This window comes from Thiohalocapsa sp., assembly GCF_022340605.1.
Lineage (GTDB): Bacteria > Pseudomonadota > Gammaproteobacteria > Chromatiales > Chromatiaceae > Thiohalocapsa.
On the sequence record NZ_JAJDNQ010000044.1, the window covers coordinates 1 to 25,687 of the forward strand.

Genomic DNA, 25,687 nt, shown 5'->3' on the forward strand with positions numbered 1-25,687 from the left:
ACGACAACGACAACGACAACGACAACGACCACCTTGACTCAACTCCAAGCATTTGGCGCCGTCAAGCAATCTGGGGTCACCAGTGGATTGGCGGTCCACCGACATCGGCACCGGAATCGGGCTCGGGCTCGAGCTCGATCGCAACCTCAAGCCCAACCTCGATGTTCACCACAGAACCGTCCAGCCGGATCCGCGCCCCCCTTGCTAAGGTGTATCCACTACACTATGTTCTGAAGCACAAGACTCGCTCGCAACCCGCGCTCAGTCGGACCTGCCGATGTCCCAAGCCAAACCCCACTGCTACACCCACCCGCATCCGGCCGTGACCACGGACATCGCCGTGTTCGCCATCCGCGACGATGCGCTGCACCTGCTGCTGATTCGACGCGGCAATCCGCCCTTCGAGGGTGCCTGGGCGCTGCCGGGGGGGTTCCTGGATATCGATGAAGACCTCGAGACCTGCGCCGCCCGTGAGCTGGCCGAAGAAACGGGGCTCAGTGGGCTCTACCTGGAACAGCTCTGCACCTTCGGCGCCGTCGGCCGCGACCCGCGCGAGCGGGTCATCAGCGTCGCCTATCTCGCGCTGGCACCCGCCGGCGAGCGCAGCGTCCAGGCCGGCGATGACGCCGCGGATGCGCGCTGGTTCCGGCTCGACGCCCTGCCCGCGCTGGCCTTCGACCACGCCGAGATCATCGCGACCGCCCAGCGCCGGCTGGTGGGCAAGCTCGACTACTCCACCATCGCGTTCCAGTTCCTGCCGGAGACCTTCACCCTCGGCGAATTGCAACGGGTCTACGAGATCCTGGTTGACGCCGAGATCGACAAGCGCAACTTCCGCAAGTGGGCGCTGGCCTTGGAGCAGATCGAGGCCACCGGCGAGACGCGCCGGCACGGCAACCATCGCCCCGCCCGGCTCTACCGGCTCACCGACCGCGAGCGCGTGACCTACCTGAAGTGACCCCGCGGCCCTGCCGCAGACGGAGACGAATCATGACCACCGCCGCCATCGACACGCCGGACCTCGAGACCCGGGCCCGGGACCGCATGCAGGTGCCCAAGCAACCCGAGTGGCCCGCGCTCGGCGACGCTGAAAAGACAGCGCTCAAGGATCGCATCAAGCAATTGCTGCGCGAGCAGAACGCCATGCTGGTGGCGCACTACTACGTCGACGGCGACCTCCAGGCCCTGGCCGAGGAGACCGGTGGCTACGTGGCAGACTCGCTGGAGATGGCCCGCTTCGGCACCGAATCGGACGCCGACACCCTGGTCGTCTGCGGCGTGCGCTTCATGGGCGAGACGGCGAAGATCCTCAATCCGGAAAAGCGGGTGCTGATGCCGACGCTCGCGGCCACCTGCTCGCTGGACGAGGGCTGCCCGGCAGGCGCCTTCAGCGCCTTCTGCGATGCCCACCCGGACCACACCGTCGTCGTCTACGCCAACACCAGCGCCGAGGTGAAGGCCCGCTCCGACTGGGTGGTGACCTCCAGCATCGCACTGCCCATCGTCGAGTACCTGCATGCCAAGGGCGAGAAGATCATCTGGGCGCCGGACAAGCACCTGGGTCACTACGTCCAGCGCATGACGGGCGCGGACATGCTGCTCTGGGACGGCGCCTGCGTCGTGCACGAGGAGTTCAAGGGCTTCGCGCTGGACCGGGTACGCCGCCTGCACCCGGACGCCGCGGTGCTGGTACACCCCGAATCCCCGGACGAGGTCGTGGACCAGGCCGACGTCGTCGGCTCCACCACCCAGCTCATCAAGGCCGTGCAGAGCATGCCGAACCAGGAATTCATCGTCGCCACCGACGCCGGCATCTTCTGGAAGATGCACCAGCTCGCGCCCGAGAAGACCCTGATCGCCGCGCCCACCGCCGGCGAAGGCGCCACCTGCGAGAGCTGCGCCCACTGCCCCTGGATGGCCATGAACGCGCTCCAGAACTTAGAGCAGGTACTACGCAGCCACGACCAGGAAATCCACATCGACGAGGCCATCCGCCAGCGTGCCGTGGTGCCCATCCAGCGCATGCTCGACTTCGCCCGCGAGCGCGGCATCGGCGCGCGGCGCGACAGCGACTGAGCGCGGCCGCGTCCGACACGAGGCTACCGATGATCCATCGCGCCTCACCACCGACCATGCGTCCATCGGGGGTTGGACAAGCGACGAGACCGTGAAGGTATCCGGTGTACGATCCGCGCGTTCTCGGCGTTGCGAGCAACATTTTCGTTTAATGGATTCGCAGCCACGGATCGCCCTCGCGCGCCCGTCGCTCACCCAGCGCGAAGAGCTTCTTCATGTAGTCCGTGTCGAAAGGCTCGTCGGAGACGGCGTAGAAGCTGGCGGGGATGTACGTGAGCCGGTAGTCGAGCCCCTGGTCACGGGCGTCGATGTACAGCTCCGCGAGATCGCCGATGCCCTGCGTACGGATCAGGGTGTCGATGGAGCGGCTCATGATGGGGAAAAGCCGCCGCTTGACCGTCCGCCAGTCCGGGCGCAGCTTGGCGTTGCGGATGACGTAGAGCCGTGGCTCGCCCTGCACGCCGAGCCGCCGGGCGATGCGCCGCCAGTCCGCGCTCGCGGGCGAAAAGAACAGCTGCGCGGTGACGCCGCCGTCTACGTGCAGCTCATCGTAGCGCCGGCCGGCGGCCTCCACCTCGATGAGCACCGGCGGGAAGACTCCCGGGATGGACGCCGAGGCCAGGATCACGTCGTGGATCAGCTCCGCCGCCCTTGGAGAGCCGCTTGCGGCGATGCGGGTGATGTCCCAGACCATTGGCCGCCCGGCGTCCAGGTTCGTGGTGCCCACGAACAAACTGCGCCCCTTGCGGCCTTCCGCGGCGATCTGCGCAACCACCTTGTCATCGATGTATTCCGCGATCTTGCGGCGCAGAGGGCGCGTACTGGCGACAGCGTCGCCACGGATGATCTGGAGCGGCCCCCGCGACGCCAGCAGGTCTTTGGTGCCGAATTCGGTATAGACCTCCCGCAACGCTGGATCGTATTCGGGGCCGAGGAAGGCGAAGGGCGCGATCAGCGCGCCGGTGCTGATGCCCGTGACGATCTGGAACTCCGGCCGCGTGCCCGTCTCGCTCCAGCCCGTCAGCAAGCCCGCACCGAAGGCCCCGTCGCCGCCACCACCCGAGATGACCAGATAGTTGTGAGGCTGATCCATGATGCCGCCGTAGCGCGCACGCAGCGTCTGCCGCGGCAGGGTGAGCCAGGCGTCCAGATTGGCCGGTCGCACGTCACCCCAGCGGCGGGCACCCGGGATGCCGGGAATGGTGGCCTCCGCGGCGAGGGTTGCCGGCAGCGGTTGCTCGCGTTGGGATGGCGACGCGCAGCCGGCCAGCAGCATGATCCAGAGCAGCGCAAGCGCGCATACCAGGCCCCGCGGCCACGCCGACCCAACCCGCAGGTTGTCGGCCGCCCAGAGCAGTGTGCCGCAGCGGGCGGAATGGCCATAAGAGGCCGCATATCCGGCGGGGACGGTGTCGGACCGGCGTTCAGGCAGGGACATCATCAGGTATCCGAAACCGTGGGACATCGAATCGCGGAACGACGACCACCGCAACACAGGGGCAACACAGGGGGCCAACCATGGGGGCGTCGCGCAGACCAGGTCGAAAATTGAACCGGGTGTCAGCATCGGGAGATGCCGCGCTTGGGGCAAGGCGCAAACTGCCCAATATGGGCACAATGAGCAGTCTTTCGTGCATCGAGGCGGCCGATCGGCGTCTCTGCCATCGCACAGACCGAACCGGGCGCAGCGGCCATGGACCTCGACCAAGACACCCTAGAAGCATGCTTCGGCCAAATCTGGCCCGTTCACAACAACGCCTTTTGCGATCTGCTGGTGACGCTCCGGCGGCACTTCGATGGTGACCTCGACCGTATGCTGGTGCTTGCCGTCATCGGCTCGCGCACGCTGGCGCGTGGCCGCATCGAGGGCCTCGGCTATGACCGCTTCAAGGCATTCGAGCGCCCCGGCGAGCCCGCGCCGATCAATGTCCAGTCCATCGCGGACTACAGCGGCATCCCGCGGGAAACCGTTCGCCGCAAGGTCAACGAGCTGACGCGGTTGGGCTGGATCATTCGGCGCGACAAGGGCTATCTGGTCGCCTCCGCCAAGGCCGCGGCGGACCTGGCCCCCGCGACCGAGGCGACCATGCACTATCTGCTCACTGTCGTGACCGCCTGCAACGAGGCGATGGCCGGCTAAGCACGACAAGGCCCGCTTGGAAACAAGAAGTCGGCCCGGTCGCTGGCGCCTGTTCGACCGTCGCGACCGAATGCCTCTTGCGGTCACGCGTGACGAGTCGTGGGCACCCAATCTGGGCGCACCGCGGCTTGTCGCGGCTCCGTCGATCGGCTTCAATCGGCCCGCCTGAAGCTCAACTCGGTGGGTTAACCATGTACGATCCAAGCGTTTTTCGGCTCGATGACGCCATTGCCCTGGTGACCGGTGCCGGTGCCGGCATCGGCCGCGCCATCGCCGAGACCTTCGCCGAGGCCGGCGCGTCCGTTGCCGTAACGGACCGCGACGCCGCCACTGCCCAACAGGTTGCAGACGCCATCAACGCTGCCGGCGGCAAGGCAACTGGTGGCGCCTGCGACGTCACCAAGGAGGAGGACCTGGTTGCCGCGCTGGACCTCGCCGTCAATGCCTTCGGTGGGCTGACCATCCTGGTGAACAACGCCGGTGGCGGCGGGCCAAAACCGTTCGACATGCCGATGTCGGACATGCGTTTCGCCTTCGAGCTGAACCTGTTCTCGGTCTTCCGGCTCTGCCAGCTCGCCGCTCCGCACATGGAGAAGGCCGGCGGTGGTGCGATTGTGAATATCACCTCGATGGCCGGCACCAACACTAACCACCGGATGGCCTCCTATGCCTCGTCCAAGGCCGCCGAGAACCACCTGACGCGCAACATTGCCTTCGACCTCGGGCCGATGAATATCCGGGTCAACGGGATCGCCCCGGGCGCCACCCGCACCCATGCGCTGCAGACGGTGCTCACCCCCGAGATCGAGGCGACGATGCTCGAGCACACGCCGATCAAGCGCCTCGGCGAGCCCGCCGACATGGCCAATGCCGCGCTTTTCCTTTGTTCACCCGCCGCGTCCTGGATCAGCGGGCAAATCCTGACGGTGTCCGGCGGCGGGGTCCAAGAACTCGATTGAGCACGCTTGAGACTCCGCTTTCGTCGTCATAGTCGTGTGCATGCTCGATGACGACAACTACCAAAGCCTGAGATCACTTCTTTGTGTTCCGGCTCTGCCGGGTTAGGAGCAAGACATGTCCCAATTCGACGCGTTCACAGATTTTCGCATGCACGGTCATTCGGCCATCGTCACCGGCGGCGCGCAGAACATCGGTGAGGCCATCGCGCGCAGCTTCTCCGGCGCCGGGGCCAAGGTGATGATCGCCGATCTCAACGGCGACAAGGCCAAGGCAACCGCCGAGAAGATCGCCAACGACACCGGCAACGAGGTCCTCGGCATGGCCTGCGACGTCACCAAGGGCGAACAGATCGACGCGTGCGTCGCAACGACTGCCGAGGCTTTCGGCGGTATCTCGACGCTCGTGAACAACGTCGGCTGGGGCAAGGCCTATCCAGACCCGCTCGCCGTCTCCGCCGAAGAGATGGTGGAGAGCTACAAGCTCAATACTTTGGCGGCACTAAACATGACCGCGGCCTGCCGACCGCACCTCGAGCAGGCGGCCAACGCCACCGTAACCAACTCCGGCTCGCTGGTGGGCGCGCTGCCGGCGTTCGATTTCATCGCCTACTCGGCGGCGAAGGCGGCGCTCAACCACGCGATGCTCGGGCTCGCGCACTACTTCGCAAAGAAAGTTCGCGTCAACACGGTGCTCATCGGCACCGTGATCACACCCGGCTACGCGGAGGCGGGCCTCGACCAAAAGGTGGTGGACGCGCTGTCGCACCCCGACAACCTGACGGGGCGGGCAGGCCGTCCCGAGGACGTCGCCAACGCCTTCCTCTGGCTCGCCTCCCCCGCGGGCAGTTGGGTGTCCGGGCAGACAATCCAGGTCTCGGGCGGCGGCAAGCGCGTGCGGCTGATTCCCGACGAGTAACGGTGTGCTTCAGACTACTGCGCTCGCGCTGGCCCTGGCGTTCGCCGCCGGTGCCGCGCTGGCGCAGACCGGCTCAGGTGCAGGTGTCAGCGGCGGTCCCGGCTACGAGGCCCTCGAGCCCCTGCACGGTGGCGCGACTATCACGTCGATCGTCGTCGAGGTGGAGCCACCGGACGCCCCGGGTGCCGACGCGCTCAGGGCGACGGTGCGCGACGCGCTGAGCTTGAGGCCCGGCGACGTGTGGGACCCGATGCTCGGGGCGGCGATCCGCGCCAGACTCAAGGCCCTACCCAAAATTCGGACCATCGACTTCGCTGGACGTATCGTGGGCGGCGGGGTCGGCCGCCAGCTCGTGGTGACGGTGTGGCCTGCGATGGCCGCCGTGGAAGAGCCCGCGCGCGGCATCCTGGTGTCGAGAGACCTGGCCGACTTCCCGGTGCTCTACCGCCGCGGTGGACGCTACCTGCAGGTGATCCTGAACGCATCTCCTACCGTTTCGCCTCCTTCTCTGGCGATGATCCAAATACGAGCCGTTACGAGCGCTTCGATACCCTCTACTCCGGGGGCCTGGACCAGTGGCTTCAGGGTATTTCCATCAACAAGGTGCTCACCCAGGCAAACCGCGAGACCCATCGCATACGGCTGAATGTCGCGCCCACGCCGAAGCTCAACCGGTCGGCATGCTCGACGACGACGCGATCGCCTAGCGCTGACAGCACCGGGAGCAGCAATTGACGGCAAGACCTCCACGAGCCGCCGTTTCGGCTTCGACGCTTTTTTTTCTTGGTTTGTCATGGTTTCAAGCGGCGGTCGGCGCTGAGGTCGTGCTCGTCAATGGCGACCGACTCAGCGGCAGGATTCTTCAGGCCGATCAGGACACCGTCGTGCTGGAGACGGATTACGTGGGCACCCTGACGATCGAGCGCAACAAGGTGCAGTCCCTGCGACGCGATCCAGTGCAGGCGGGTACCGAGGTCTCGGCGCACTCCGATGCCGGCCCGGGCGCGGTCGCAGACGGATCGAACCCGAACCAGCCGCAAGGTTCGGCGCAGCCGCCTGCGGATGATTCGGCCGGGCCGACGGTGACGACGTCGGCCCGTTCATCTCCCTTCACGCCCGGCAATAATCTCACTGGACGCGTCGACTTCGCGCTTAGCGACGACAAGGGCAATACCGACAAGAACGAGATCGATGTGGACTACCAGGTGGAATACCGCCGGGGCTGGAATCGTCTCACGAGCCTCGGCGCGTTGGAATTCGATACCAATGACGGGGAGAAGACGACCGACAAGTGGTCCACGTACAACCAATATAGCCGGCTGTTTCCCTCGCGCTGGTATGGTGCGGCCTGGTTCGCGCTCAAGCATGATCGCTTCGCGGACCTGCGCCTGCGCACCCTCGGCGGGCCGGCCATCGGTTATCTCGCCGTCGAGAGCGAGGCCATGAATCTGAGCATCGAGGCAGGTCCCGCGGCCCTGCAGGACGACTTCTACGACCACGTCGACCAGGACTCCCTGGGCATGGCGTGGTCCCTGCACTACGACCAACTGCTTTGGCAGGGGTCCCTGCAACCCTATCACCGGCAATTCGGCTATGTTGCCCTGGATGACAAGGACAAGTTCCTCTGGCAATCGTGGACCGGTCTGCGGGTGCCCCTCGCCAGCGGTTTCACCGGCGCCGTCGAGTTCGAATACGACTACGACAGCAACCCGGCGGTGGCGACCAAGACCACGGATACGACGCTGCGGCTCAAGCTCGGTTATCAGTGGTAAGCGTCGGCGGGACAGAGACATGTCAGCGTATCGGTACCGGCTCATCCTCGCCATCTGCCTCTGGCTGCTGGCGCTTCTCGCTCCGGCTGGTTTCGCGCAGGGACCGGCGGACACGGAGCCAGCACCGGTCACGAAGGACTTGCTCGAAGCCAAGATCGCCGAGACCGAGTCCGCGACCGACCTGCCGGACGCGACCAAGAGCCCGCTGCTTTCGCTCTACCGCCAGGCGCTAGGCAATCTCAACGAGGCTGCATCGGACCGATCTTCTGCTCAGGCCTTCCGCCAAGCCCTGCAGACAGCGCCTGCCGAAGCCAGGAAGATCCGCGAGGCCATGGCCGCGGCGACCCTCGCGCAGGCGCGGAAGCCTGCGGCGGTGAAGCGCTCGACCCCACTCGACGAACTGGAAACCCGGCTGCAGCGGGAGAAGGCGGACTTCGCCGCCGCCGATGCGCAACGCGCCGACCTCTCCAGCCGCCTGGACGCGGAGGCCGGACGCCCGGCGGCCATCCGCAAGCGCCTGCAAGAGGCCGCAGGGGAGCAGAGCGATAACCAGGCGCAGCAGCAGCTGGCGACGGCCGCGGACGAATCGCCGGCGGAGGCGCAAGCGAGGCGATGGGCGCTGCAGACCCGTGCCGACGCCCTGAGCGCCGAGATCGAGATGCTCAATCAGGAACGGCTGAGCCAGCCGGCGCGGATCGACCTGTTGGAGGCGCAGCAGGACAAGGCGGCCGCGGACGCTACCGCGATCGGCCAGCGCGTCACGCTGCTGGAGGCGCTGGTCACGGCGAAACGGCAAGCAGAGGCGGAACGGTTAAAGGACGCGGCGGAGGTGAAGCGCCTCGACGCCGAGGGTCAGCCACCGGCGGTGGTGCATCTGGCCGAGCAGAATGCCGCACTGTCGAAGGCGGTCGCGAAGACGGTCGCCCAATTGGACGTGATCGGGCAGCAGACCGACGCGGCCAACCGGCTGGAGCGCCAGCTCCAAGGCGACTACAAGAGCGCAAAGGACATCATCGCCCTCGGCGGCTCCAACCTCAACGACCAGCTCGGGAACCTGCTGCGACAGCAGCGCCAATCCTTGCCCGACTCGCGCTCGTTCGAGCGCGAGGCGCGGGCGCGTGAGGAGAAGGTCGGGCAGATCGGGGTGCAGCGGGTGCTGCATCGCCGCGAGCAGGAGCGCCTCACCGATACCGAAGCCTACGTGACCGACCTGATCGGCGCGGCGGGTGCCAAGGCTCGCTCCAAGGCCATGCGCGCGCGGCTGGTGGAGCTCGTCGACGAGCGCAAGGCGCTGTTGGCGCAGGCCATTGACTCCGAAGACCTGCTGCTGCGCAAGCTCGGTGAGCTGGAAGCCGCGCAGACTGACCTGCTGGCGACGATCAAACGGTTCGATGAGCTGCTCGATGTGCACCTGCTATGGGTGCGCAGCGCCTCCCGAACCCAGCTCGCGGCCCTCGGTGCGCTGCCCGAGCAGGTGTGGCGTATCGTCTCGCCGACGGGTTGGTATGGCGTCGCCGGGGTGCTCGCCTATCAGGTCACGCACTCGGCGGCCTTCATCCTGCTCGCCGTTGCCCTCGCCGGCTTCCTCTGGGGCCGCAAGCACCTGATCCAGCTCATCGAGTCGCGCGCCGCCGGGCTCGGCAAACCGACCACCGATCAGTTCGTCTACACGCTGCAGGCGCTCGTCGTCACGCTGGTCGCCGCCGGCGCCTGGCCCCTGGTAACAGCGGTCGTGGGCTGGCAGCTCCAGGTCTCGTCCCGCGCCACCGACTTCTCCGGCGCCGTCGGCCAGGCCCTGCTCGCGCTGGCGATGCAGTTCTATTTGCTGCGCGCGCTGCGCCTCATCTGCATGCCGCGCGGGCTCGCGGCGGCGCACTTTCGCTGGCCCGAGCCCAAACTCCGGCTGCTGCGACTCGAGCTTGAACGGCTGTCGTGGACCTACCTACCGGCGGCCGGCGTGTTGCTGGTCATCGTCCACCTCGATCCCCTCAACGCCGGTTGGGCGGCGGGGCGTGTCGCCTTCGTGATCCTAGTCGCCTCCCTGTCGTTCAGCCTATTTCGCTTGCTGCATCCGCGCACGGGGATCCTGGCGCACGCGGGGCGCCAACCCGAGCAGCTCACGCTGCCATTGCTGCACCCGTTTTGGTATCCGCTGCTCGTCATGGCCCCCTTGGCGCTCGGGGTGCTGGATTTGCTCGGGTACATCGATACGGCAGGCATCCTGCTGAATCGCTTCGTCAACAGCCTCTGGCTGGTGGTCGCGCTGGTGCTGCTGTCGGCGCTCGCGCGGCGTGGGCTCAAGGTCGCGCATCGGCGCATCGCCTACGAGACGGCTCTGCGGCGCCGGCAGGCGGCACAGGAAGCCCAACCACAGGAACCGCAGCCGGGCAGCGCCGACGACAAGCCAGATCGACCGGAAGTCAACGAGCCCGAGGCGGACCTCAGCTCCCTCAGCGACACGAGCAGTGCCCTGATCCGGACCACGGCCACCACCGCGGGAATCATCGGCCTCTGGATCATCTGGGCCGATGTCTTCCCGGCGTTGCAGGTGCTGGACGACGTCGTTCTGTGGCACCAGACCGTCACCGCCGGCGGCGCGCAGCGGGTCGATCCGATCAGCCTGGCCGACCTCGGTCTTGCCTTCGTGATCGCCATTGCGACCGTCATCCTCGCGAAACAGCTGCCCGCGGTGCTGGAGATGCTCCTGCTGCGCCGCGCCGACATGCCGGCCGGGACCCGCTATGCGGCCACCACCCTCACCGCGTACGCCGTCGTCACGCTGGGCCTCGTGCTGGTGTTCGCGAGTCTTGGTGTTCAATGGTCCCAGTTGCAGTGGCTGGTGGCGGCGCTCGGCGTCGGCATCGGCTTTGGGCTCCAGGAGATCGTCGCCAACTTCGTCAGCGGCCTGATCATCCTGTTCGAGCGGCCGGTTCGGGTCGGGGATATCGTCACCGTCGGCGACACCGACGGGGTGGTCACCCGAATCCGCATCCGCGCCACCACCATTCGGAACTGGGACCGCAAAGAGCTGCTCGTGCCGAACAAGGACCTGGTCACCGGGCGCGTGCTCAACTGGTCGCTGTCGGACAAGATGACCCGGGTCGTAGTCGTCGCCGGCGTCGCTTATGAGAGTGACGTCGATGCCGCCCTCGATCTGATGCGCGAGGCAGCGCGGGAGCATCCGAAGATCCTCGATGACCCGGCCCCCGTGCTCAGCTTCGAGGGCTTCGGCGACAATTCGCTGACACTCATCCTGCGCGCCTATCTGGGCTCCATCGACGACCGCGTCGCGACCATCACCGCGCTGCACAAGGCGGTCTACCGCAAGTTCGCCAAGGCGGGTATCGTCATCGCCTTCCCGCAGCGCGATCTGCACCTGGATGCGGCGCGGCCGCTGCAGGTCGAGCTGCGGGCGACGCACGTTCGCCGCGATGTGATTGGACCGCCCGACTGAAGGTAGTAACGTTTCTACATTCGTGACGCATTCTGCCCGTCGATGTCGCCGTCGCACGCGCCGGCGCCAAGCTGCATGTGCCAGCCCCCCGGCCGGTACGCGATGCCATGATTGCGGCGATCGCACGCGTCCACGGCATGACGGTGGTCACCCGCAACGTCGCGGACTTTGCACCCACCGGCGCGATCGTGCTACACCCCTGGTCGCCATGACCGCCGCGGTGGCCGACCTCTGCTGCGCGCAGCCAAGGACAGCAGTACTGCACGCTTCGATCTGGCGCACCGCCCTGCCCTGGAGTACCGCGGCGGTCTGTGCCAACGCCGACGGATCGGGCGTTGGGCGCGCCGCTGGGCTGTGGCCCTCGTGCACCAGCGCACAAGTCCCGAGACCATCTCAGATCGTGGTCGTGGTCGTCGTCGTGGTCGCAATCGTGATCTCAACCGTCCGGATATTCGATTACGACCACGACCACGAGGGAGCCCGGTTTCGGAATTTCCGCAGCGAAGCTGCTAGGCGTCGCCTAGCACGACGCCCAGGTCGAGCTCTACGGCCTCGAACGGCGGCACGCAGTCAACGCTCCTGGCCTTTCAGCGTCGCGATGACGCGCCACTCGTCGCCATCGAGAGAATGGGCGACCAGCGTCCGATCCTCGGGCCAGATGATCCAGTAGTAGGGCACACGGTGCCGGCGCAGCAGCAGCGGAATCTGGAGCGTGTCCCTCTTCTCGTGCCCCGGCGAGACGATCTCGCAGACCCAGTCCGGCGGCAGCTCGATGGGGCCGTCGGGCGGCCGCGGCAGACGCTCGCGGCGCCATCCCGCGAGGTCGTGGCTGGGGCATTCGTGAGGCTCGTAGGCGACGCTGATCTCGGTGAGTATCCACCAGCCGCCGGGACCGGAGCCGCCGACGAAGCACCCCAGGTCGTCTCTGACTTGGCCCTGTGCCTGGGCGTGGCGCGCCCGCGTCATAGGCCGACGGACGATTTCGCCGCCGATCAGCTCGACGCGCTCCTCGGGCGACGTCAGGAGATCATGCACCGTGCTCAGTTGAATCGCCTCCATTGATCACCTCGCGACTCGCTGCGACCAGAGTCCGCATGATGGAGCAGTGGCCGGTGGTGCCTCAATGCCCCACATCGGCACATCGATCACGAGACGGCCCTTCTGTTCATCGATATCGCTATCGAAATCGGAGCAATCCGCGATATGACAGGTAACGTCTCAATTGCGACCATCGACACCGCCTGGTGCGTGATCACCGGGCCGCCGTCGGCGGGCAAGACCACCATCATCGAGGCGCTCGCCGCCCGCGGCCACCGCATCGTGCCGGAGACCGCCCGCGCCCACATCGCCGGGCTCGGTCACTCCCCCGCGGAGATCGCCGCCGACGCGGCGCTCCAGGCCCGCATCCAGCACGGCATCGCCAAGCGCCAGCACCACATCGAGCAGGCCCTCGACCCGGCCGAGCCGCTGTTTCTGGACCGGGCGCTGCCGGACAGCATCGCCTACTTCGAGCAACTGGCGCTCACCACCGACCACCTCTTCGCCGGCGCGCGCAGGCGCTACCGGCGGGTGTTCTATCTGGAGGGGCTGCCGCTTCAGACCGATGGGCTCAGGTTCGAGGACGCGCGCGATGCAGCAGCCATCGGCGAGGCCATCCTGCGGGCCTACCGGCGGCTCGGCTATGCGCCGGCCCGGGTACCGGCGTTCCCGCGGCACGGGCTCGCCGCGGCCATCGCGGAGCGACTGTCGGTCATTCTCTCCGGCCAGCGCTGAGGGCTATCGCCGATGGACAGCCAACATACCCGCGCCCAGGTGTTGCCTGGCGGGGGGCGCACCCGAGGCCACGTGGAAGGAGATACATCAAGTCCGGCCGAATGCCCCCGTCGGCACGAACAGCAGCGCCAGCAGCACAACCAGGCTCAGCAGGCCGCCGAGAGCCGCACCGCCACCCGACGAGACGAGACCCGACAACAACAGCCAGCCCAGCACCAGCAGCCAGGGCACCGGCAGGCCCATGTCGCGCGCGCGCTTGGCCATGAGATTGAGTTGGGCCATCAGCAGCAGCGCGAAGACCACGGCGACAGCAAGCACGCCCGTGGTACCCAGGCTATCGGCGAGCGAGAGCTGGTGCGCCACCGGATCGCCGCCGGCCATGCGCTCGGCGGCACCGATGACCGCGCCGATGCCGAAGGCCAGCAGCAACGCGAGCAGGCTCACCAGCAGGTACCAGCCGAGAAAAGGCAGACGCTCGAGGCGCCCGTTCTGGATATCGCCCCAGAGAGCTCTGAACATGGTTTGACTCCTTCGAAGGTGCCCCGTCCGGATGCGCGGCGGCCCCTATTCTGCCGCGCCGCAGACGACGCGGCGATAGTAAGCGCCGAAGCGGCGGTCCTCGGCCACGACGTGGTTGAAGAACCATTGGCGGATCTCGGTGCGGCTCTCGGCACCGATGGCACCTCCGCCACGTCCGATGCTGCGGCGCAGGTCCACGAATTCGGCAAGCTGCAGGGTATGCTCGCGAGCGTGCTCCTCGGTGAGCGGATAGTCGATGGCGCGCAGGAAGACCTCTTCGGTCTCGAAGTGCCGGCGCAGTTGCGCGATCAGCGCGTCCAGCCGCGCGCCGGCCTCGTCGCCCGCCGCCGGGTCCAGCACCAGGTTGATCAGGCGCACCATCTCGCGATGCTGGGCGTCGAGGAGCTCGACGCCGAGCGCGTAGGACTCGCGCCAAACCAGGGATTCGCTCAAGGGATTGCTCCGGAGATTGGCTGCCGTTGCCCAAACCTTAGCGCAAGCGGGGTGCCGACTACGTGACGTGGCCCGGCTAGAATGCCAGCTCCGGCGGCCATACCCGCCGCCGTGCCGACGGAGCCCCCTGATGACCAAGCTGACCCGCATCCCCGGCTTCCTGCCGTTCGTGCTGGTGGTCTTCCTGAACAGCTTCGTCGACCTGGGCCACAAGATCATCATCCAGAACACCCTGTTCAAAGCCTATGACGGCGCACAGCAGATCTGGCTCACGGCGGTCGTCAACGCGCTGATCCTGCTGCCGTTTATTCTGTTGTTCACGCCCTCGGGCTGGCTCGCCGACCGCTGGCCCAAGAACCGGGTTATGCGCACCGCGGCCTGGGTGGCCGTGAGCATCACGCTCGGCATCACCGCCTGCTACTACCTGGGACTGTTCTGGCCAGCGTTCGCCATGACCTTCGTGCTGGCGGTGCAGAGCGCCATCTACTCGCCGGCCAAGTTCGGCTACATCAAGGAGCTCTGCGGCACCGACGCCCTGACCCCTGCCAACGCCTGGGTGCAGGCGAGCTCCAGCATCGCCATCCTCGCCGGGATTTTCAGCTTCTCGGTGCTCTTCGAGCTGATGCTCGCGACGCCGGGCGGCGCCGTCGGCGGCAGCGGCCTGCCGCCGGACGAGATCATGCGCCGCATCGCACCGGTGGGCTGGTTCCTGGTGCTGGGCTCGCTGCTGGAGGTGTCCATGACCTACTGCCTGCCGGACAAGCGTGCCGGCGACGCGGCCATGCACTTCGACTGGCGCCAGTACCTGAGTGGGCGCTACCTCAAGCACAACCTGCACGCAGCCTGGGACAACAAGGTCATTTGGCTGTCGATCATCGGGCTCGGGGTGTTCTGGGGCATCTCCCAGGTGTTGCTGGCAGCCTTTCCTGCCTATGTCGAGGACAGCCTCGGCGAGACCAACACGGTGGTCATCCAGGGCGTCATGGCCTTCGCCGGCATCGGCATCATCGCCGGCGCGGCCATTGCCGGACGCATCGCCCGCGATCACGTGGAGACGGGCCTGATCCCGTTCAGCGCGCTCGGCATCGCCGCCACCCTGTTCATCCTCCCCGCCATCGGCCACACCTGGCTGCACGGACTCAATTTCATGGCGCTGGGGCTGCTGGCGGGCATGTTCATCGTGCCACTCAACGCCCTGATCCAGTTCAACGCCGGTGAGCGCGAGCTGGGCCGGGTGCTGGCGGCCAAGAACTTCATCCTCAACTGGATCATGCTGGCCGGGCTCATCATCACGGTCATCTCGGCCCTGGCGGACGCCGGCAGCCGGGCCATCATGGTGGCGCTGGCCGTCGTGGCGCTGGGTGGCGCCATCTACACCGTCTGGCAGCTACCGCAGTCGCTGGTGCGCTTCTTCATCGGTCGGCTCATGGCGGTGCACTACCGGTTGCAGGTGATCGGGCTGCACAACATGCCGGCCCAAGGCGGCGTGCTGATGCTCGGCAACCACATCAGCTGGATCGACTGGGCCATGGTGCAAATGGCAAGCCCCAGGCCGGTGCGCTTCGTCATGGAGCGCATCCTGTATGAGCGCTGGTGGCTCAAGTGGTTCCTGGACTTCTTTGGCGTCGTTCCCATCAGCCGCGCCGGCAGCCGCAATGCCCTGCGCGCCGTGACAGACCTCATCAACCAGGGCCAGGTGGTCTGCCTGTTTCCCGAGGGCACGCTCAGCAAGAATGCCCAGCTCGGCGAGTTCAAGCGCGGCTTCGAGCTCGCGGCCGAGGGTGCCGACGGCGTGATCCTGCCCTTCTACCTGCGCGGCCTGTGGGGCAGCCGCTTCTCCAACGCCAGCGAGAAGCTCAAGGAAAGCCGCCGCGACGGCCGCGCCCGGGACGTCATCGTCGCCTTCGGCCCAACCCTGCCCATCACCAGCAATGCACAGCAGGTGAAGCAGGCGGTGTTCGAGTTGTCGGTGAGCTCTTGGACCGAGCACGTGCAGACCCTGCCGACATTGCCGGCCGCATGGCTCGCCGTGGCCAAGCGCAGGCTCGATGTGCCAACCGTGCTCGACTCCGCCGGCACCACGCTCACCAACCGCCGGCTCATCGCCGCGGTACTGCTGTTTGCACAAGCCATCCGCCGACGCTGCCCGGAGCGCAACCTGGGGATTCTGCTGCCGGCGTCCAGCGCCGGAGTCATCGCCAACCTGGCTGGCTGGCTCGCCGGCAAGACGGTGGTCAACCTCAACTACACCGCGAGTCCCGAGGCGCTGGCAGCCGCACTGACCGGCGCCGGCATCCGCAACGTCATCACCGCCGATCGATTCCTGCGCAAGCTCGGCCAACGCGGAATCGACGTCGAGGCCCTGCTGGCCGGCGCCACCCTGCATCGGATGGAAGCGATCCGTGCCGGCATCGGCAAGACGCGGGGGTTCGTGGCGCTTGCCGCCGCCATCGCGCTGCCGGCCTCCTTCCTCCGGCTGCTGTACTGTCACCGCGCCCAGCCGGAGGACACCGCGGCCATCCTGTTCTCCTCCGGCAGCGAGGGGGCGCCCAAGGGCGTCGAGCTGACCCACCGCAATATCCTCGCCAACGTGCGCCAGATCGCGGACGTGCTGAACACCGAGAGCGACGACCTGATGCTCTCCAACCTGCCGCTGTTCCACGCCTTCGGCCTCACGGCGACCACGGCACTGCCGCTGCTGGAGGGCATCCCGATGGTGTGCCATCCGGACCCCACGGACGCGCTGGGCAGCGCCAAGGCCATCGCCCGCTACCGGGCCACAGTGCTGTGCAGCACCTCCAGCTTCCTGCGCCTCTACGCGCGCAACCGCAAGGTGCACCCGCTGATGCTGGAGAGCCTGCGCGCGGTGGTCGCCGGCGCAGAACGCCTGAGCCCGGACGTGCGCGACGCCTTCGCGGTCAAGTTCGGCAAGCGCATCTACGAAGGCTACGGCGCCACCGAGACCACGCCGGTGGCGAGCGTCAACGTGCCGGACGCCATCGAGATCACCAACTGGAAGGTGCAGACCGGCAGCAAGCCCGGCACCGTTGGCATGCCGCTGCCGGGCACCAGCTTCCGTATCGTGGATCCGGTGAGCCTGGAGGCGCTGCCCACGGGCGAGGACGGGCTGATTCTCATCGGCGGCGTACAGGTCATGAAGGGCTACCTGAACGACCCCGAGCGCACCCGCGAGGCCGTCGTTGAGCTGGACGACCAGCGCTGGTACAAAACCGGCGACAAGGGCCACCTGGACGCCGACGGCTTCCTGACCGTCGTCGACCGCTACTCGCGCTTCGCCAAGCTCGGGGGCGAGATGGTGAGCCTGGCCACCGTCGAGGATCAGGCACGCCGCACCTTAGGCGAGCCGGAGCTCGAGCTCTGTGCCGTCACCCTGCCCGACGCCCGGAAGGGTGAGCGAATCGCGCTGCTCCTCACCGGCGATCAGGACCCAGGTGCGCTGCGCGCGAAGCTCCTGGCTGCTGGCGTCAATCCGCTGCTGTTGCCATCGGCCGTCCTGCGTGTCGCGTCCGTGCCCAAGCTCGGCAGCGGCAAGACGGATTTCGCGGCGGCGCGGCGCCTCGCCGAAACCCTGCTCGAGCCCGACGCAGCCGATACCGGCGCACCGCACATGGCCGCCGGCGGCTCGCTGCCATGAAACCACTTGGAGAGACGATGCACGAGAAGACCGAGACCCGCGCCCGTGGCGCGCGCCTGACCATCCTGATCGCGCTGACGGGCTTGCTGCTCAGCGGCTGCGGCAAGGACCCCATGGGTCCCGACAACCGCCTCGCGCTCATGGCGCTGGGCAAGTGCCGCTATAGCCAGGCGCTGCAACTCACCGACAACGCCATCGCCCGCGGGACGGCGCAGAACGTGCACCGCGCCTGGACGCTGAAGGCGGCGATCCTGCGCGACCGCGGCGACACCAAGGGCGCCGAAGCCCTGTACCCGAAGATTGCGGACGCCTGGCAGACAGCCAAGGGCCGCACCCTCACCGACGCGCGGCGCGAGCGCGATATCGACCTCTTCCTGCAAGTGGCGCGCGCCGAGCGCCAGAGCAACGGACTGCCGCCAGACTGCTCGGACGCCCCGACACCGCCGGGCGCGGCCCCGCGAGCGCCGGCCGGGGAATGAGCACCAACGCATGACGCCGACAGCCGCCTATCGGGAAGCCGTCGCGACCGGCCATCTGGAAGCGGACCCGGCGCAGCGGCGCGTCATCGCCGCGCTGGAGGCACTCCACGACGACCTCGCGAAGCGACAGGCCGATGTGGCCGGGCACTCCGGCACAAGCGCGCCCCTCGGCCGCTGGGCCCGGCGTCTGCTCGGCCGCACCGGCACAGGCGCGCCGGTGCGCGGGCTCTACCTCTGGGGCGGTGTCGGCCGCGGCAAGACCCGACTCATGGACCTGTTCCACGACACCCTGCCCTTCGCAGCCAAACGGCGCGTGCATTTCCATCGCTTCATGCAGGACGTGCATGGCGAGCTGCGCCGGCTGGCCGGTCGTCGGAACCCACTGGAGCACCTCGGCGCAGACCTCGCGGCGCAGGTGCGAGTGCTGTGCCTCGACGAGATGCAGGTGAACGACATCGCCGACGCCATGCTGATGGCGGGCCTGCTGGACACGCTCTTCCGTTACGATGTTACGCTGGTGACCACCGCCAACGTGCCACCGGAACAGCTCTACCGCGGCGGGCTGCAACGCCAGCGCTTCCTGCCGGCCATCGAACTGCTGCAGCGCCACTGCCGGGTGCTGGAGTTGGACGGCGGCATGGACTATCGGCTGCGCGCGCTGAATCGAGCTACGGTCTACCTCGAGCCCACGGGTGTGGCGGCAGATGCTGCCCTGCGCCGCCACTTCGCCGCGCTGACCGCGGACGCCGCTCCCAGTACCGACCCTGTCGTGGTCAACAACCGACCAATTCCCTGCATCGCCCGCGACGACGGCGTCGTCTGGCTGGACTTCGATGTCGTCTGCAACATTCCGCGCTCCAAGAACGACTATCTGGAACTGGCCCGCGCCTTCCACACCGTGCTGCTCGCCAACCTGCGGGTCCTGGACGACGAGCAGAGCGACCGTGTCCATCGCCTGGTCACGCTGATCGACGCCCTCTACGACCGCTGCTGCAAGCTCATCTGCAGCGCCGACACCGCCCCGGCCGGTCTGTACACCGGTCGTGACATGGCCTTCGACTTTCGCCGCACCGCGAGCCGCCTGATAGAGATGCAAACGCGGCGTTATCTAGCGCGCCCGCACCTTGGCTAGCACATTCCCCCGCTTTCTTCACCGCCCGCGCGGGTGTATGCTCCGCCGAAGTTGACGCCAGGCGCCTCCCGCTTGTCCCGCTCTGACACGCTGGCCACATCCCTGACCGGCTTTCCCTCGCATTGCGACCAGGACGAATGGCCGAGCGCCTCGCTTCAAGCTCTACCGCCCATGCGCCTGCCGGGCGGGAACCGCAGCGCGATTTACGCATCGGCCGAGCGGCGGTTCTCTCTTTCCTACGATGCGTGTCTGCGAACGAGACGAGATTAATGAATATCTATGTCGGCAACCTGCCCTATAGCGTGACTCAGGAGGACTTGCGCGAGACCTTTGCAGCCTTCGGGCAGGTGGACAGCGCTAACCTGATCACGGACAAGTTCACTGGCCAATCGAAGGGCTTCGGCTTCGTCGAGATGCCCGACAACAGCGAGGCGGATGCCGCCATCAAGGCACTCAACGACCAGCCGCTGAAGGGTCGGCCGCTGCGCGTCAACCAAGCGAAGCCCCGCAGCGACCGTGGTGGTGGCAGCGGCGGCGGCCGCGGTGGGCGCTGGTAGAGGGAGCACGCAAAAAAGAAGGCCGGCATGCATCGCACGCCGGCCTTGTCATTTCATTATTGTCAGTTACTTCAGCGCGCCAGGCGCTGTCCCGGTCCCATAGCCGATCCGATTCCAAGCGCCCGCGGTTGGCGGATGTGCTCCGCCGCACCTTACGGGCCAGGCGCCGGCCGTAGCGGCCGTCCGCGCCTTTGCGGTCATCTGGCGAGTCCCTTAGTGCGTCACTTGGCGGCCTAGCCTCTTTCGGTGCTGCGACCTCGCCGATGACCCTGTTTCTTCGTCCCTGTTCAGGACCTTGCGCGGTGCCACTCTGTGCCAATGGCACCGGCGTTACGCCCTGGGCGGCAGGCTACCGCAGCGGAGCCTGCCTGCAATGTCTTAAGCAGAAACCGGACCAAGACTCCGGCATTTTTTAATTTCAAAAACTTAGGCAAGATCATCGACCCTTTGCAGGGCGCCATTTGCAACTTGCAAAGCAAACCGCATCGCATATCCTGCGAATTGTGTCCGCGCGGGGAACAAGTTGCCCATTCGCGTCCTGGGCGGCGGCCCAGACGGCAACGCCGCCGATACGCCCGCCGGTGCCTCCAAATACGCTCGGCCCATAGCCCAGCAACACGCCCCGCGCCCGCTCGCCGCCGGAGACGACGGCTACCAAGGCAGGCCGTAGAATAAAGACCCTTTTTCAAGACGGCAGGTTCCGCGCGGACGAGTCGGCCGACGCGAGCTCACCGTCCCTACCCCAGCCCGGAGAGACCGATGCTGAACAAGAAGCTCCTGGACATCCTCGTCTGCCCCGTCACCAAAGGACCGTTGATCTACGATCGCGAGGCAAACGAGCTCATCTCCGTCGCCGCCCGGCTCGCCTATCCGGTCGTCGACGACATTCCAGCGCTGATCGAAGGCGACGCGCGCGCCCTGAGCGAGGAAGAAGCGGAGCGCCTCCGCAAGGCACAACCACAGCGCTGAGGGCGCTGTCGACCGTGACATGGCCGCGCCGCCGGACGCGGCGCCCGGTCAGTTGACGCCGCGCTCCACCTCACCGGCGCGGCGCAGTTCCCGCTTGAGGATCTTGCCAGCGGCGTTCTTCGGCAGACCTGACACCACCTCGATGCGGCGCGGAATCTCGTGGCTGCCCAAGTGCTCCCGACACCACGCCTTCAACACGCCGGGGTCGGCGCTCTGCCCGGGCGCGGTCGTGACGAAGGCGACGGGAATCTCGCCATGGGTGCGGTGCGGCTCGCCGACCACAGCCACCTCGGCGACGCTCGGGTGGCGCGCGAGAACCTCCTCGATAATGCGCGGGTAGACGTTGATGCCGTTGCTGATGATGAGGTCCTTGATCCGGTCCACCAGGTAGAAATACCCGTCGGCATCGCGCCAGCCGAGGTCACCGGTGCGAAACCAGCCATCGAAGAATGCCTGCGCGGTCTCGTCCGGCAACTGCCAGTAGCCGCGCATCACGCCGGGGCTGCGCACGCAGACCTCGCCGTAGTCGCCGTCCGGCAGGGTGTTGCCCTCGGCGTCGGCGATACGCATTTCGACGCCGGGCAGCGGCGGGCCGATTGAGCCGCGCTTGCGCGGACCCTGCGGCGGGTTCACGGCGGTGACGGGGCCGCATTCCGTGGGACCGTCGCCCTCGAGGATGGGCACGCCGAAGCGCTGCTCGAAGGCGTCCAGCAGCGCCACCGGCATGGCGGCACCACCGGAAATGGCCAGCCGCACCGGCTTCCAGGCATTCACCTGCTCGTCGCCGAGGCGCATCAGCACCGCGTACAGGCTCGGCACGCCGAGGAAGATGCTGGCGTGATGCATCGCGATGGCCTGCGTGACGGCCTGCGGATCGAAGCGCGTCACCGGCACCATCGCAGCGCCCGCCAGCAGAGGCATCAACATACCCACGGTGCCGGCAAAGGCATGGAACATCGGCAGCACGACCAGGACGCGATCCACGCCGGGCTTGACCCCCAGCGCATGGGCGACGGCCCGGGCATTGGCGGCAAGATTGCCGTGGGTCAGCACCGCCCCCTTGGGCCGCCCGGTGGTGCCGGAGGTGTAGAGGATCACGGCGTCGTCCCCGCCGCCGCGCTGCACCTGCGGTGCGGTTCTGGGTTGCACCAATTGATGCAGGTGACAATCGAGTACAGGGGCATCGTCGTCGAAGGCGATGCCGACCCGCAGGCGCACGTCGGGCGCTTCCGCCAGCGCGGCGGCGGCACCTTCGACCAGCGAGGCGTGGAAGAACAGCGCGCGGGCACCGGAGTCCCGCAACATGAAGGCGATCTCGCGCGGGTTCAGTAGCAGGTTGACGGGCACCACGACGGCGCCGGCCTTGAGGCAGCCCAGGTAGACGACGACGAAGTCGGCGCCGTTGGGGCAATACAGCGCGATGCGCTCGCCCGGACGAATGCCACGCTCGGCCAGCGAGCCAGCGATGCCATCGCTGGCAATGTCCAGCGCCGCGTAGGTCCAGACCGGGGCGTCGGCGAATACCGCACCCCGCTCCGGATGGGCTCGCGCCGTTGCCCGGAACAGGCTCAGCAGATCGTCTCCGGCACCGGACTGCTGCGGTGCCGCGTCTTCGCCACCCACGGCAGGGAGACCGTCAGATGACCTTGGAGAAACCCACCGGCCCCTGCTTCGCTTCCAGGTAGGCGTCGAAAGCCATGCAGATGTTGCGGATCAGCAGACGCCCCTTGGGCAGCACGCCAATGCCGTTGCGGTCCACCACCAGCAGGTCGTCCTGCTGCATGCCTTCGAGCTTCGCCAGGCTGCGGCCGAAGTAGTCGGCGAAATCGATGTCCCAGCGCCGCTCCACGTCGGCGAAGTCGAGCCGGAAATGGCAGATGAGCCGGGTGATGACGTCGCGGCGGATCTCGTCGTCACGGTTCAGCTCGATGCCGCGGAACACGGGCAGGCGGCCGGCGTCGATGTCCTCGTAGTAGGCGTCCAGCTCGCGGCGGTTCTGGCCGTAGGTCGTGCCCACCTTGCCGATGGAAGTGACACCGAGGCCGATCAGGTCGCAGTCGGCATGGGTCGAGTAGCCCTGGAAGTTGCGGTACAGGGTGCCGTCACGCTGGGCGCGGGCGAGCTCGTCGTCGGGCCTGGCGAAATGGTCCATGCCGATGTAGAGCCAGCCGGCCTCGCCCAGGCGCTCGGTGGTGGCTTGGAGGATTTCGAGCTTCACCTCCGGCGGCGGCAGGTCGTCGTCTTTGATGCGCCGCTGCGGCATGAAGCGCGTGGGCAGGTGCGCATAGTTGAACACCGACAGCCGGTCCGGCCCCACGGCGATGATGCGCTCCACGGTCTGCATGAAGCTCTCCGCGGTCTGGTGCGGCAGACCGTAGATGAGATCGATGCTGATGGAGCGGAAGCCCGCGCTACGCGCCGCCTCCAGCACCGCCATGGTCTCGTCTTCGGTCTGGATGCGGTTGACGGCCTTCTGCACCCTCGGATCGAAGTCCTGCACACCCAGGCTCATGCGGTTGAAGCCGAGCTCGCGCAGCAGCTCGACGGTGTCGCCGTGAGCCTCGCGCGGGTCGATCTCGATGGAGAACTCGCCCGTCTCATCGTCGGCGAGCTTGAAGTGCTTGCGCGTCTGCGCCATCAGCTCGCGCATCTGGTCGTGGCTGATGAAGGTCGGCGTGCCGCCGCCCCAGTGCAGTTGCTCCACCACACGGTCGTCGTCGAACAGCGCCGACTGCATGGCGAGTTCCTGGTACACCCGATCCAGATAGGGCTGCACCAGCGAGCGGTCCTTGGTAGCGATCTTGTTGCAGGCACAGTAGAAGCAGACCGTGTCGCAGAACGGAATGTGGAAGTAGAGCGACAGCGGCCGGCCGCTCGAATTGGTCTCCCGGCACACCTCGGCATAGCGGGCGGCATCAAAGGCCGGGTCGAACTCCACCGCGGTGGGATAGGAGGTATAGCGCGGGCCGCTCTGGTCGTAGCGCTTGATCAGATCGAGGTCGAAGACCGTGCGCTGATCGTCGCCGGCGGACGTGGCCGGCCGCGCCGCCTGTGGGTCGGCCTGGTCTCCAGCTGTGGGTCGGTTATTGTCAAGCATCGTTTTCCTCCAGCTCGAGCCCGCGGCGGTGGGTCTCGTTGATCTGTTTCAGTATTGCCCGGCGCAAGCTCATAGTGCCGCAACCGCCTCTGCGAATTGGTCATGATGGGCGGCGAGCGTGTCGCTGTCCAACGTGAACGCGCCCTCGCCGCCCCGCTCGAATTCCAGCCAGGTGAACGCCACCTCCGGCAGGAGCGCCGCCAGCGCCGCCGCGCTGTTGCCGACCTCCACCACCAGGATGCCGTCATCGGCGAGATAGTCCGGAGCATCCCGCAGGATGCGCAGCACGAGATCCAGCCCGGTCTCGCCGGCAGCCAGCGCCAGTCCCGGCTCGTGCCGATACTCCGCGGGCAGTGTCTCCATCTCCGCGGCGCTCACATACGGCGGATTGGAGATGATCACGTCGTAGCCGTCGTCATCGTCACTACCGATACCCGCGAACAGGTCCGACTCCAGCACCCGCACCCGCTCCCCGAGCCCGTGGCGCCGCCAATTGCGCCGCGCAACCGCGAGCGCCGCGGGAGAGATGTCCGCCAAGTCCACGGCCGTATCCGGCAGATACACCGCGGCAGCAATGCCGAGACAGCCGCTGCCGCAGCACAGATCCAGCACCCGCCGCACTCGCTCCGGATCGGCCCAGGGCGCGAAGCCCTGCTCGATGAGCTCCGCCAGCGGCGAGCGCGGAATCATGACCGCCTCGTCCACGTCGAAGTCCAGGCCGGCAAAGCGGATGCTGCCGGTCAGATAGGCCACCGGGCGACGCTCGTCGATGCGCCTTGCCAGCAGCGCCAGCACGGCATCACGCTCCGTGGCTGTCACGTGGCAGCCACCGTATTCCGCCGCCAGCTCGAAGGGCAGATGCAGCGCGTGGGCGACGAGCCAATGGGCCTCGTCGCGCGCGTTGTCGGTACCATGGCCGAAGTACAGGCCCGCGGCCGCAAACCGGCTCGCACCCCAGCGCACGAGATCATCGATGGTGGTCAGCGCGTCGGTGTCGGCGGGCATGGAATCATCGTGGATGCTGGCTGGCCGGACGGTGGGGCGACGGCGGACTGGCCGGGTTTGCGGACACTCGGCTCCGGGACACTCAGCTCCGAAACTCAGCTCCGGGATGCTTGGCTTTGGGACCGTGCGCTCCGGGACCGCAGACTCTGGACCCGTGAGCTCTGGGACCGTGGGCCTCGAGGCACGACGCACGCCCCGGCGCCGCCGAAATCGAAGCATAGCACCAAAATCGCATGGTCTTCAGACAGTCACAGCGCCGTTGACGGGCGTCATCTTGCACCGCCCCATCATCACACCAGCGTCCGCTTTCATGTCGGCACCGCCTTTGTGCTGCCGATCGCGCGCTGTTCGGCTTAGGCTGCGCTAACCCGACCCCCATGACCGCTGCGCCAGGCGCGCCGGCGTGGGAGCGCCACTGCTTTTGTGGCGCGATGGCGGCCGCGCTACTGGTTGCTGCTTGGCGGTTACTCGGGGCGTTGTATGTTGCCTTGGCGCCGGTCGCGGCACCGAGAGTGCCGCTCCCAGAGGGCTGCAGATTGTCGGGTTACGCTATCGCTAATCCGACCTACGATCTGCTCGTTTTCGGAGTTGCGAACAACACGTTCACGGTCTCCTTGCAGACCGCCGCCTCCGCCGGCCAAGAGAAGCCGGCAAGCGTCCGGGGCGCCCTGCGCCTACCGGACGATGCCACAACCGGGGGTTCGAGGGGGAGAACTCAGGGGGAAGCTCGA

Annotated in this window: 22 protein-coding genes; 15 read left to right on the forward strand and 7 right to left on the reverse strand. The window is 67.2% G+C overall.

What is annotated here, in order from left to right; translation table 11 throughout:
- Positions 1–277 precede the first annotated feature (277 nt).
- On the forward strand, positions 278–958 hold the full coding sequence (locus tag LJE69_RS05560) for an NUDIX domain-containing protein (protein WP_296922376.1): 681 nt from the start codon (positions 278–280) through the stop codon (positions 956–958).
- A gap of 32 nt (positions 959–990) precedes the next feature.
- On the forward strand, positions 991–2,076 hold the full coding sequence (nadA, locus tag LJE69_RS05565) for a quinolinate synthase NadA (RefSeq protein WP_296922379.1): 1,086 nt from the start codon (positions 991–993) through the stop codon (positions 2,074–2,076).
- Positions 2,077–2,224: 148 nt separating this feature from the next.
- On the opposite strand, the gene LJE69_RS05570 is transcribed toward nadA, so the two are convergent.
- Complete coding sequence (locus LJE69_RS05570) at positions 2,225–3,514, reverse strand: patatin-like phospholipase family protein (RefSeq protein WP_296922382.1); 1,290 nt, start codon at positions 3,512–3,514, stop codon at positions 2,225–2,227.
- 255 nt (positions 3,515–3,769) lie between these two features.
- Here LJE69_RS05570 and LJE69_RS05575 point away from each other — a divergent pair, with 255 nt between their 5' ends.
- From LJE69_RS05575 to LJE69_RS05605, 7 genes are all read left to right on the forward strand, one after another.
- Complete coding sequence (locus tag LJE69_RS05575; protein ID WP_296922384.1) at positions 3,770–4,216, forward strand: hypothetical protein; 447 nt, start codon at positions 3,770–3,772, stop codon at positions 4,214–4,216.
- 128 nt (positions 4,217–4,344) lie between these two features.
- Complete coding sequence (gene hdhA / locus LJE69_RS05580) at positions 4,345–5,175, forward strand: 7-alpha-hydroxysteroid dehydrogenase (RefSeq protein ID WP_296922387.1); 831 nt, start codon at positions 4,345–4,347, stop codon at positions 5,173–5,175.
- Positions 5,176–5,290: 115 nt separating this feature from the next.
- The gene (locus tag LJE69_RS05585; RefSeq protein ID WP_296922389.1) at positions 5,291–6,091 is read left to right on the forward strand and encodes an SDR family oxidoreductase; all 801 of its coding nucleotides are present in this window, start codon (positions 5,291–5,293) and stop codon (positions 6,089–6,091) included.
- A 4-nt stretch (positions 6,092–6,095) separates the two neighbouring features.
- Complete coding sequence (locus LJE69_RS05590; protein ID WP_296922392.1) at positions 6,096–6,737, forward strand: hypothetical protein; 642 nt, start codon at positions 6,096–6,098, stop codon at positions 6,735–6,737.
- Between the two features lie 85 nt (positions 6,738–6,822).
- On the forward strand, positions 6,823–7,863 hold the full coding sequence (locus tag LJE69_RS05595; RefSeq protein ID WP_296922395.1) for a DUF481 domain-containing protein: 1,041 nt from the start codon (positions 6,823–6,825) through the stop codon (positions 7,861–7,863).
- A 19-nt stretch (positions 7,864–7,882) separates the two neighbouring features.
- Positions 7,883–11,317, forward strand: coding sequence for a mechanosensitive ion channel domain-containing protein (locus tag LJE69_RS05600; RefSeq protein WP_296922398.1), 3,435 nt, complete (start codon positions 7,883–7,885; stop codon positions 11,315–11,317).
- A 32-nt stretch (positions 11,318–11,349) separates the two neighbouring features.
- Entirely contained in the window at positions 11,350–11,529 is a 180-nt protein-coding gene (locus LJE69_RS05605) for a PIN domain-containing protein (protein ID WP_296922521.1), read from the forward strand.
- Between the two features lie 358 nt (positions 11,530–11,887).
- On the opposite strand, the gene LJE69_RS05610 is transcribed toward LJE69_RS05605, so the two are convergent.
- Complete coding sequence (locus LJE69_RS05610) at positions 11,888–12,376, reverse strand: Uma2 family endonuclease (RefSeq protein ID WP_367114633.1); 489 nt, start codon at positions 12,374–12,376, stop codon at positions 11,888–11,890.
- Positions 12,377–12,520: 144 nt separating this feature from the next.
- Here LJE69_RS05610 and LJE69_RS05615 point away from each other — a divergent pair, with 144 nt between their 5' ends.
- Positions 12,521–13,090 carry an ATP-binding protein gene (locus LJE69_RS05615; RefSeq protein ID WP_296922400.1) on the forward strand — a complete coding sequence of 190 codons (570 nt, stop codon included), beginning with the start codon at positions 12,521–12,523 and terminating at the stop codon, positions 13,088–13,090.
- A gap of 87 nt (positions 13,091–13,177) precedes the next feature.
- On the opposite strand, the gene LJE69_RS05620 is transcribed toward LJE69_RS05615, so the two are convergent.
- Together LJE69_RS05620 and LJE69_RS05625 are read right to left on the reverse strand one after the other, a co-directional pair.
- Positions 13,178–13,609: a DUF805 domain-containing protein gene (locus LJE69_RS05620; protein WP_296922404.1), complete on the reverse strand. Its 432-nt coding sequence runs from the start codon at positions 13,607–13,609 to the stop codon at positions 13,178–13,180.
- A 45-nt stretch (positions 13,610–13,654) separates the two neighbouring features.
- On the reverse strand, positions 13,655–14,062 hold the full coding sequence (locus LJE69_RS05625; RefSeq protein ID WP_296922407.1) for a hemerythrin domain-containing protein: 408 nt from the start codon (positions 14,060–14,062) through the stop codon (positions 13,655–13,657).
- Between the two features lie 130 nt (positions 14,063–14,192).
- Here LJE69_RS05625 and LJE69_RS05630 point away from each other — a divergent pair, with 130 nt between their 5' ends.
- The 5 genes from LJE69_RS05630 (at position 14,193) to LJE69_RS05650 (ending at position 20,854) form a co-directional block, all read left to right on the forward strand.
- Positions 14,193–17,717: an acyl-[ACP]--phospholipid O-acyltransferase gene (locus LJE69_RS05630; protein ID WP_296922410.1), complete on the forward strand. Its 3,525-nt coding sequence runs from the start codon at positions 14,193–14,195 to the stop codon at positions 17,715–17,717.
- A 17-nt stretch (positions 17,718–17,734) separates the two neighbouring features.
- On the forward strand, positions 17,735–18,196 hold the full coding sequence (locus LJE69_RS05635) for a hypothetical protein (RefSeq protein ID WP_296922413.1): 462 nt from the start codon (positions 17,735–17,737) through the stop codon (positions 18,194–18,196).
- A 10-nt stretch (positions 18,197–18,206) separates the two neighbouring features.
- A complete protein-coding gene (zapE, locus tag LJE69_RS05640; protein ID WP_296922416.1) occupies positions 18,207–19,328 on the forward strand; it encodes a cell division protein ZapE in 1,122 nt (373 codons plus the stop codon).
- A gap of 269 nt (positions 19,329–19,597) precedes the next feature.
- Positions 19,598–19,885: an RNA-binding protein gene (locus LJE69_RS05645; protein WP_296922419.1), complete on the forward strand. Its 288-nt coding sequence runs from the start codon at positions 19,598–19,600 to the stop codon at positions 19,883–19,885.
- 762 nt (positions 19,886–20,647) lie between these two features.
- Complete coding sequence (locus LJE69_RS05650; RefSeq protein ID WP_296922523.1) at positions 20,648–20,854, forward strand: Trm112 family protein; 207 nt, start codon at positions 20,648–20,650, stop codon at positions 20,852–20,854.
- A 48-nt stretch (positions 20,855–20,902) separates the two neighbouring features.
- Here LJE69_RS05650 and LJE69_RS05655 read toward each other — a convergent pair whose 3' ends face one another.
- The 3 genes from LJE69_RS05655 to prmB all read right to left on the reverse strand — a co-directional run bounded on the left by LJE69_RS05655 (position 20,903) and on the right by prmB (position 24,956).
- Positions 20,903–22,477, reverse strand: a complete 1,575-nt coding sequence (locus tag LJE69_RS05655) for a long-chain fatty acid--CoA ligase (RefSeq protein ID WP_296922421.1) — start codon at positions 22,475–22,477, stop codon at positions 20,903–20,905.
- A gap of 13 nt (positions 22,478–22,490) precedes the next feature.
- Positions 22,491–23,951 (reverse strand): oxygen-independent coproporphyrinogen III oxidase, encoded by a 1,461-nt coding sequence (hemN, locus tag LJE69_RS05660; protein ID WP_296922424.1) that lies wholly within the window; start codon positions 23,949–23,951, stop codon positions 22,491–22,493.
- 69 nt (positions 23,952–24,020) lie between these two features.
- Positions 24,021–24,956 carry a 50S ribosomal protein L3 N(5)-glutamine methyltransferase gene (gene prmB, locus LJE69_RS05665; protein ID WP_296922428.1) on the reverse strand — a complete coding sequence of 312 codons (936 nt, stop codon included), beginning with the start codon at positions 24,954–24,956 and terminating at the stop codon, positions 24,021–24,023.
- Positions 24,957–25,687: the final 731 nt, after the last annotated feature.

What these genes read in the sequence shown, in the direction of transcription:
- hemN (WP_296922424.1), bottom strand. Translation starts at nt 23,951, where the DNA reads ATGCTTGACAATAACCGACCCACAGCTGGAGACCAGGCCGACCCACAG.
- LJE69_RS05570 (WP_296922382.1), bottom strand. Translation starts at nt 3,514, where the DNA reads ATGTCCCTGCCTGAACGCCGGTCCGACACCGTCCCCGCCGGATATGCG.
- prmB (WP_296922428.1), bottom strand. Translation starts at nt 24,956, where the DNA reads ATGCCCGCCGACACCGACGCGCTGACCACCATCGATGATCTCGTGCGC.
- LJE69_RS05635 (WP_296922413.1), top strand. Translation starts at nt 17,735, where the DNA reads ATGCACGAGAAGACCGAGACCCGCGCCCGTGGCGCGCGCCTGACCATC.
- LJE69_RS05620 (WP_296922404.1), bottom strand. Translation starts at nt 13,609, where the DNA reads ATGTTCAGAGCTCTCTGGGGCGATATCCAGAACGGGCGCCTCGAGCGT.
- LJE69_RS05615 (WP_296922400.1), top strand. Translation starts at nt 12,521, where the DNA reads ATGACAGGTAACGTCTCAATTGCGACCATCGACACCGCCTGGTGCGTG.
- LJE69_RS05600 (WP_296922398.1), top strand. Translation starts at nt 7,883, where the DNA reads ATGTCAGCGTATCGGTACCGGCTCATCCTCGCCATCTGCCTCTGGCTG.
- LJE69_RS05575 (WP_296922384.1), top strand. Translation starts at nt 3,770, where the DNA reads ATGGACCTCGACCAAGACACCCTAGAAGCATGCTTCGGCCAAATCTGG.
- LJE69_RS05610 (WP_367114633.1), bottom strand. Translation starts at nt 12,376, where the DNA reads ATGGAGGCGATTCAACTGAGCACGGTGCATGATCTCCTGACGTCGCCC.
- zapE (WP_296922416.1), top strand. Translation starts at nt 18,207, where the DNA reads ATGACGCCGACAGCCGCCTATCGGGAAGCCGTCGCGACCGGCCATCTG.
- nadA (WP_296922379.1), top strand. Translation starts at nt 991, where the DNA reads ATGACCACCGCCGCCATCGACACGCCGGACCTCGAGACCCGGGCCCGG.
- LJE69_RS05630 (WP_296922410.1), top strand. Translation starts at nt 14,193, where the DNA reads ATGACCAAGCTGACCCGCATCCCCGGCTTCCTGCCGTTCGTGCTGGTG.
- LJE69_RS05585 (WP_296922389.1), top strand. Translation starts at nt 5,291, where the DNA reads ATGTCCCAATTCGACGCGTTCACAGATTTTCGCATGCACGGTCATTCG.
- LJE69_RS05560 (WP_296922376.1), top strand. Translation starts at nt 278, where the DNA reads ATGTCCCAAGCCAAACCCCACTGCTACACCCACCCGCATCCGGCCGTG.
- LJE69_RS05645 (WP_296922419.1), top strand. Translation starts at nt 19,598, where the DNA reads ATGAATATCTATGTCGGCAACCTGCCCTATAGCGTGACTCAGGAGGAC.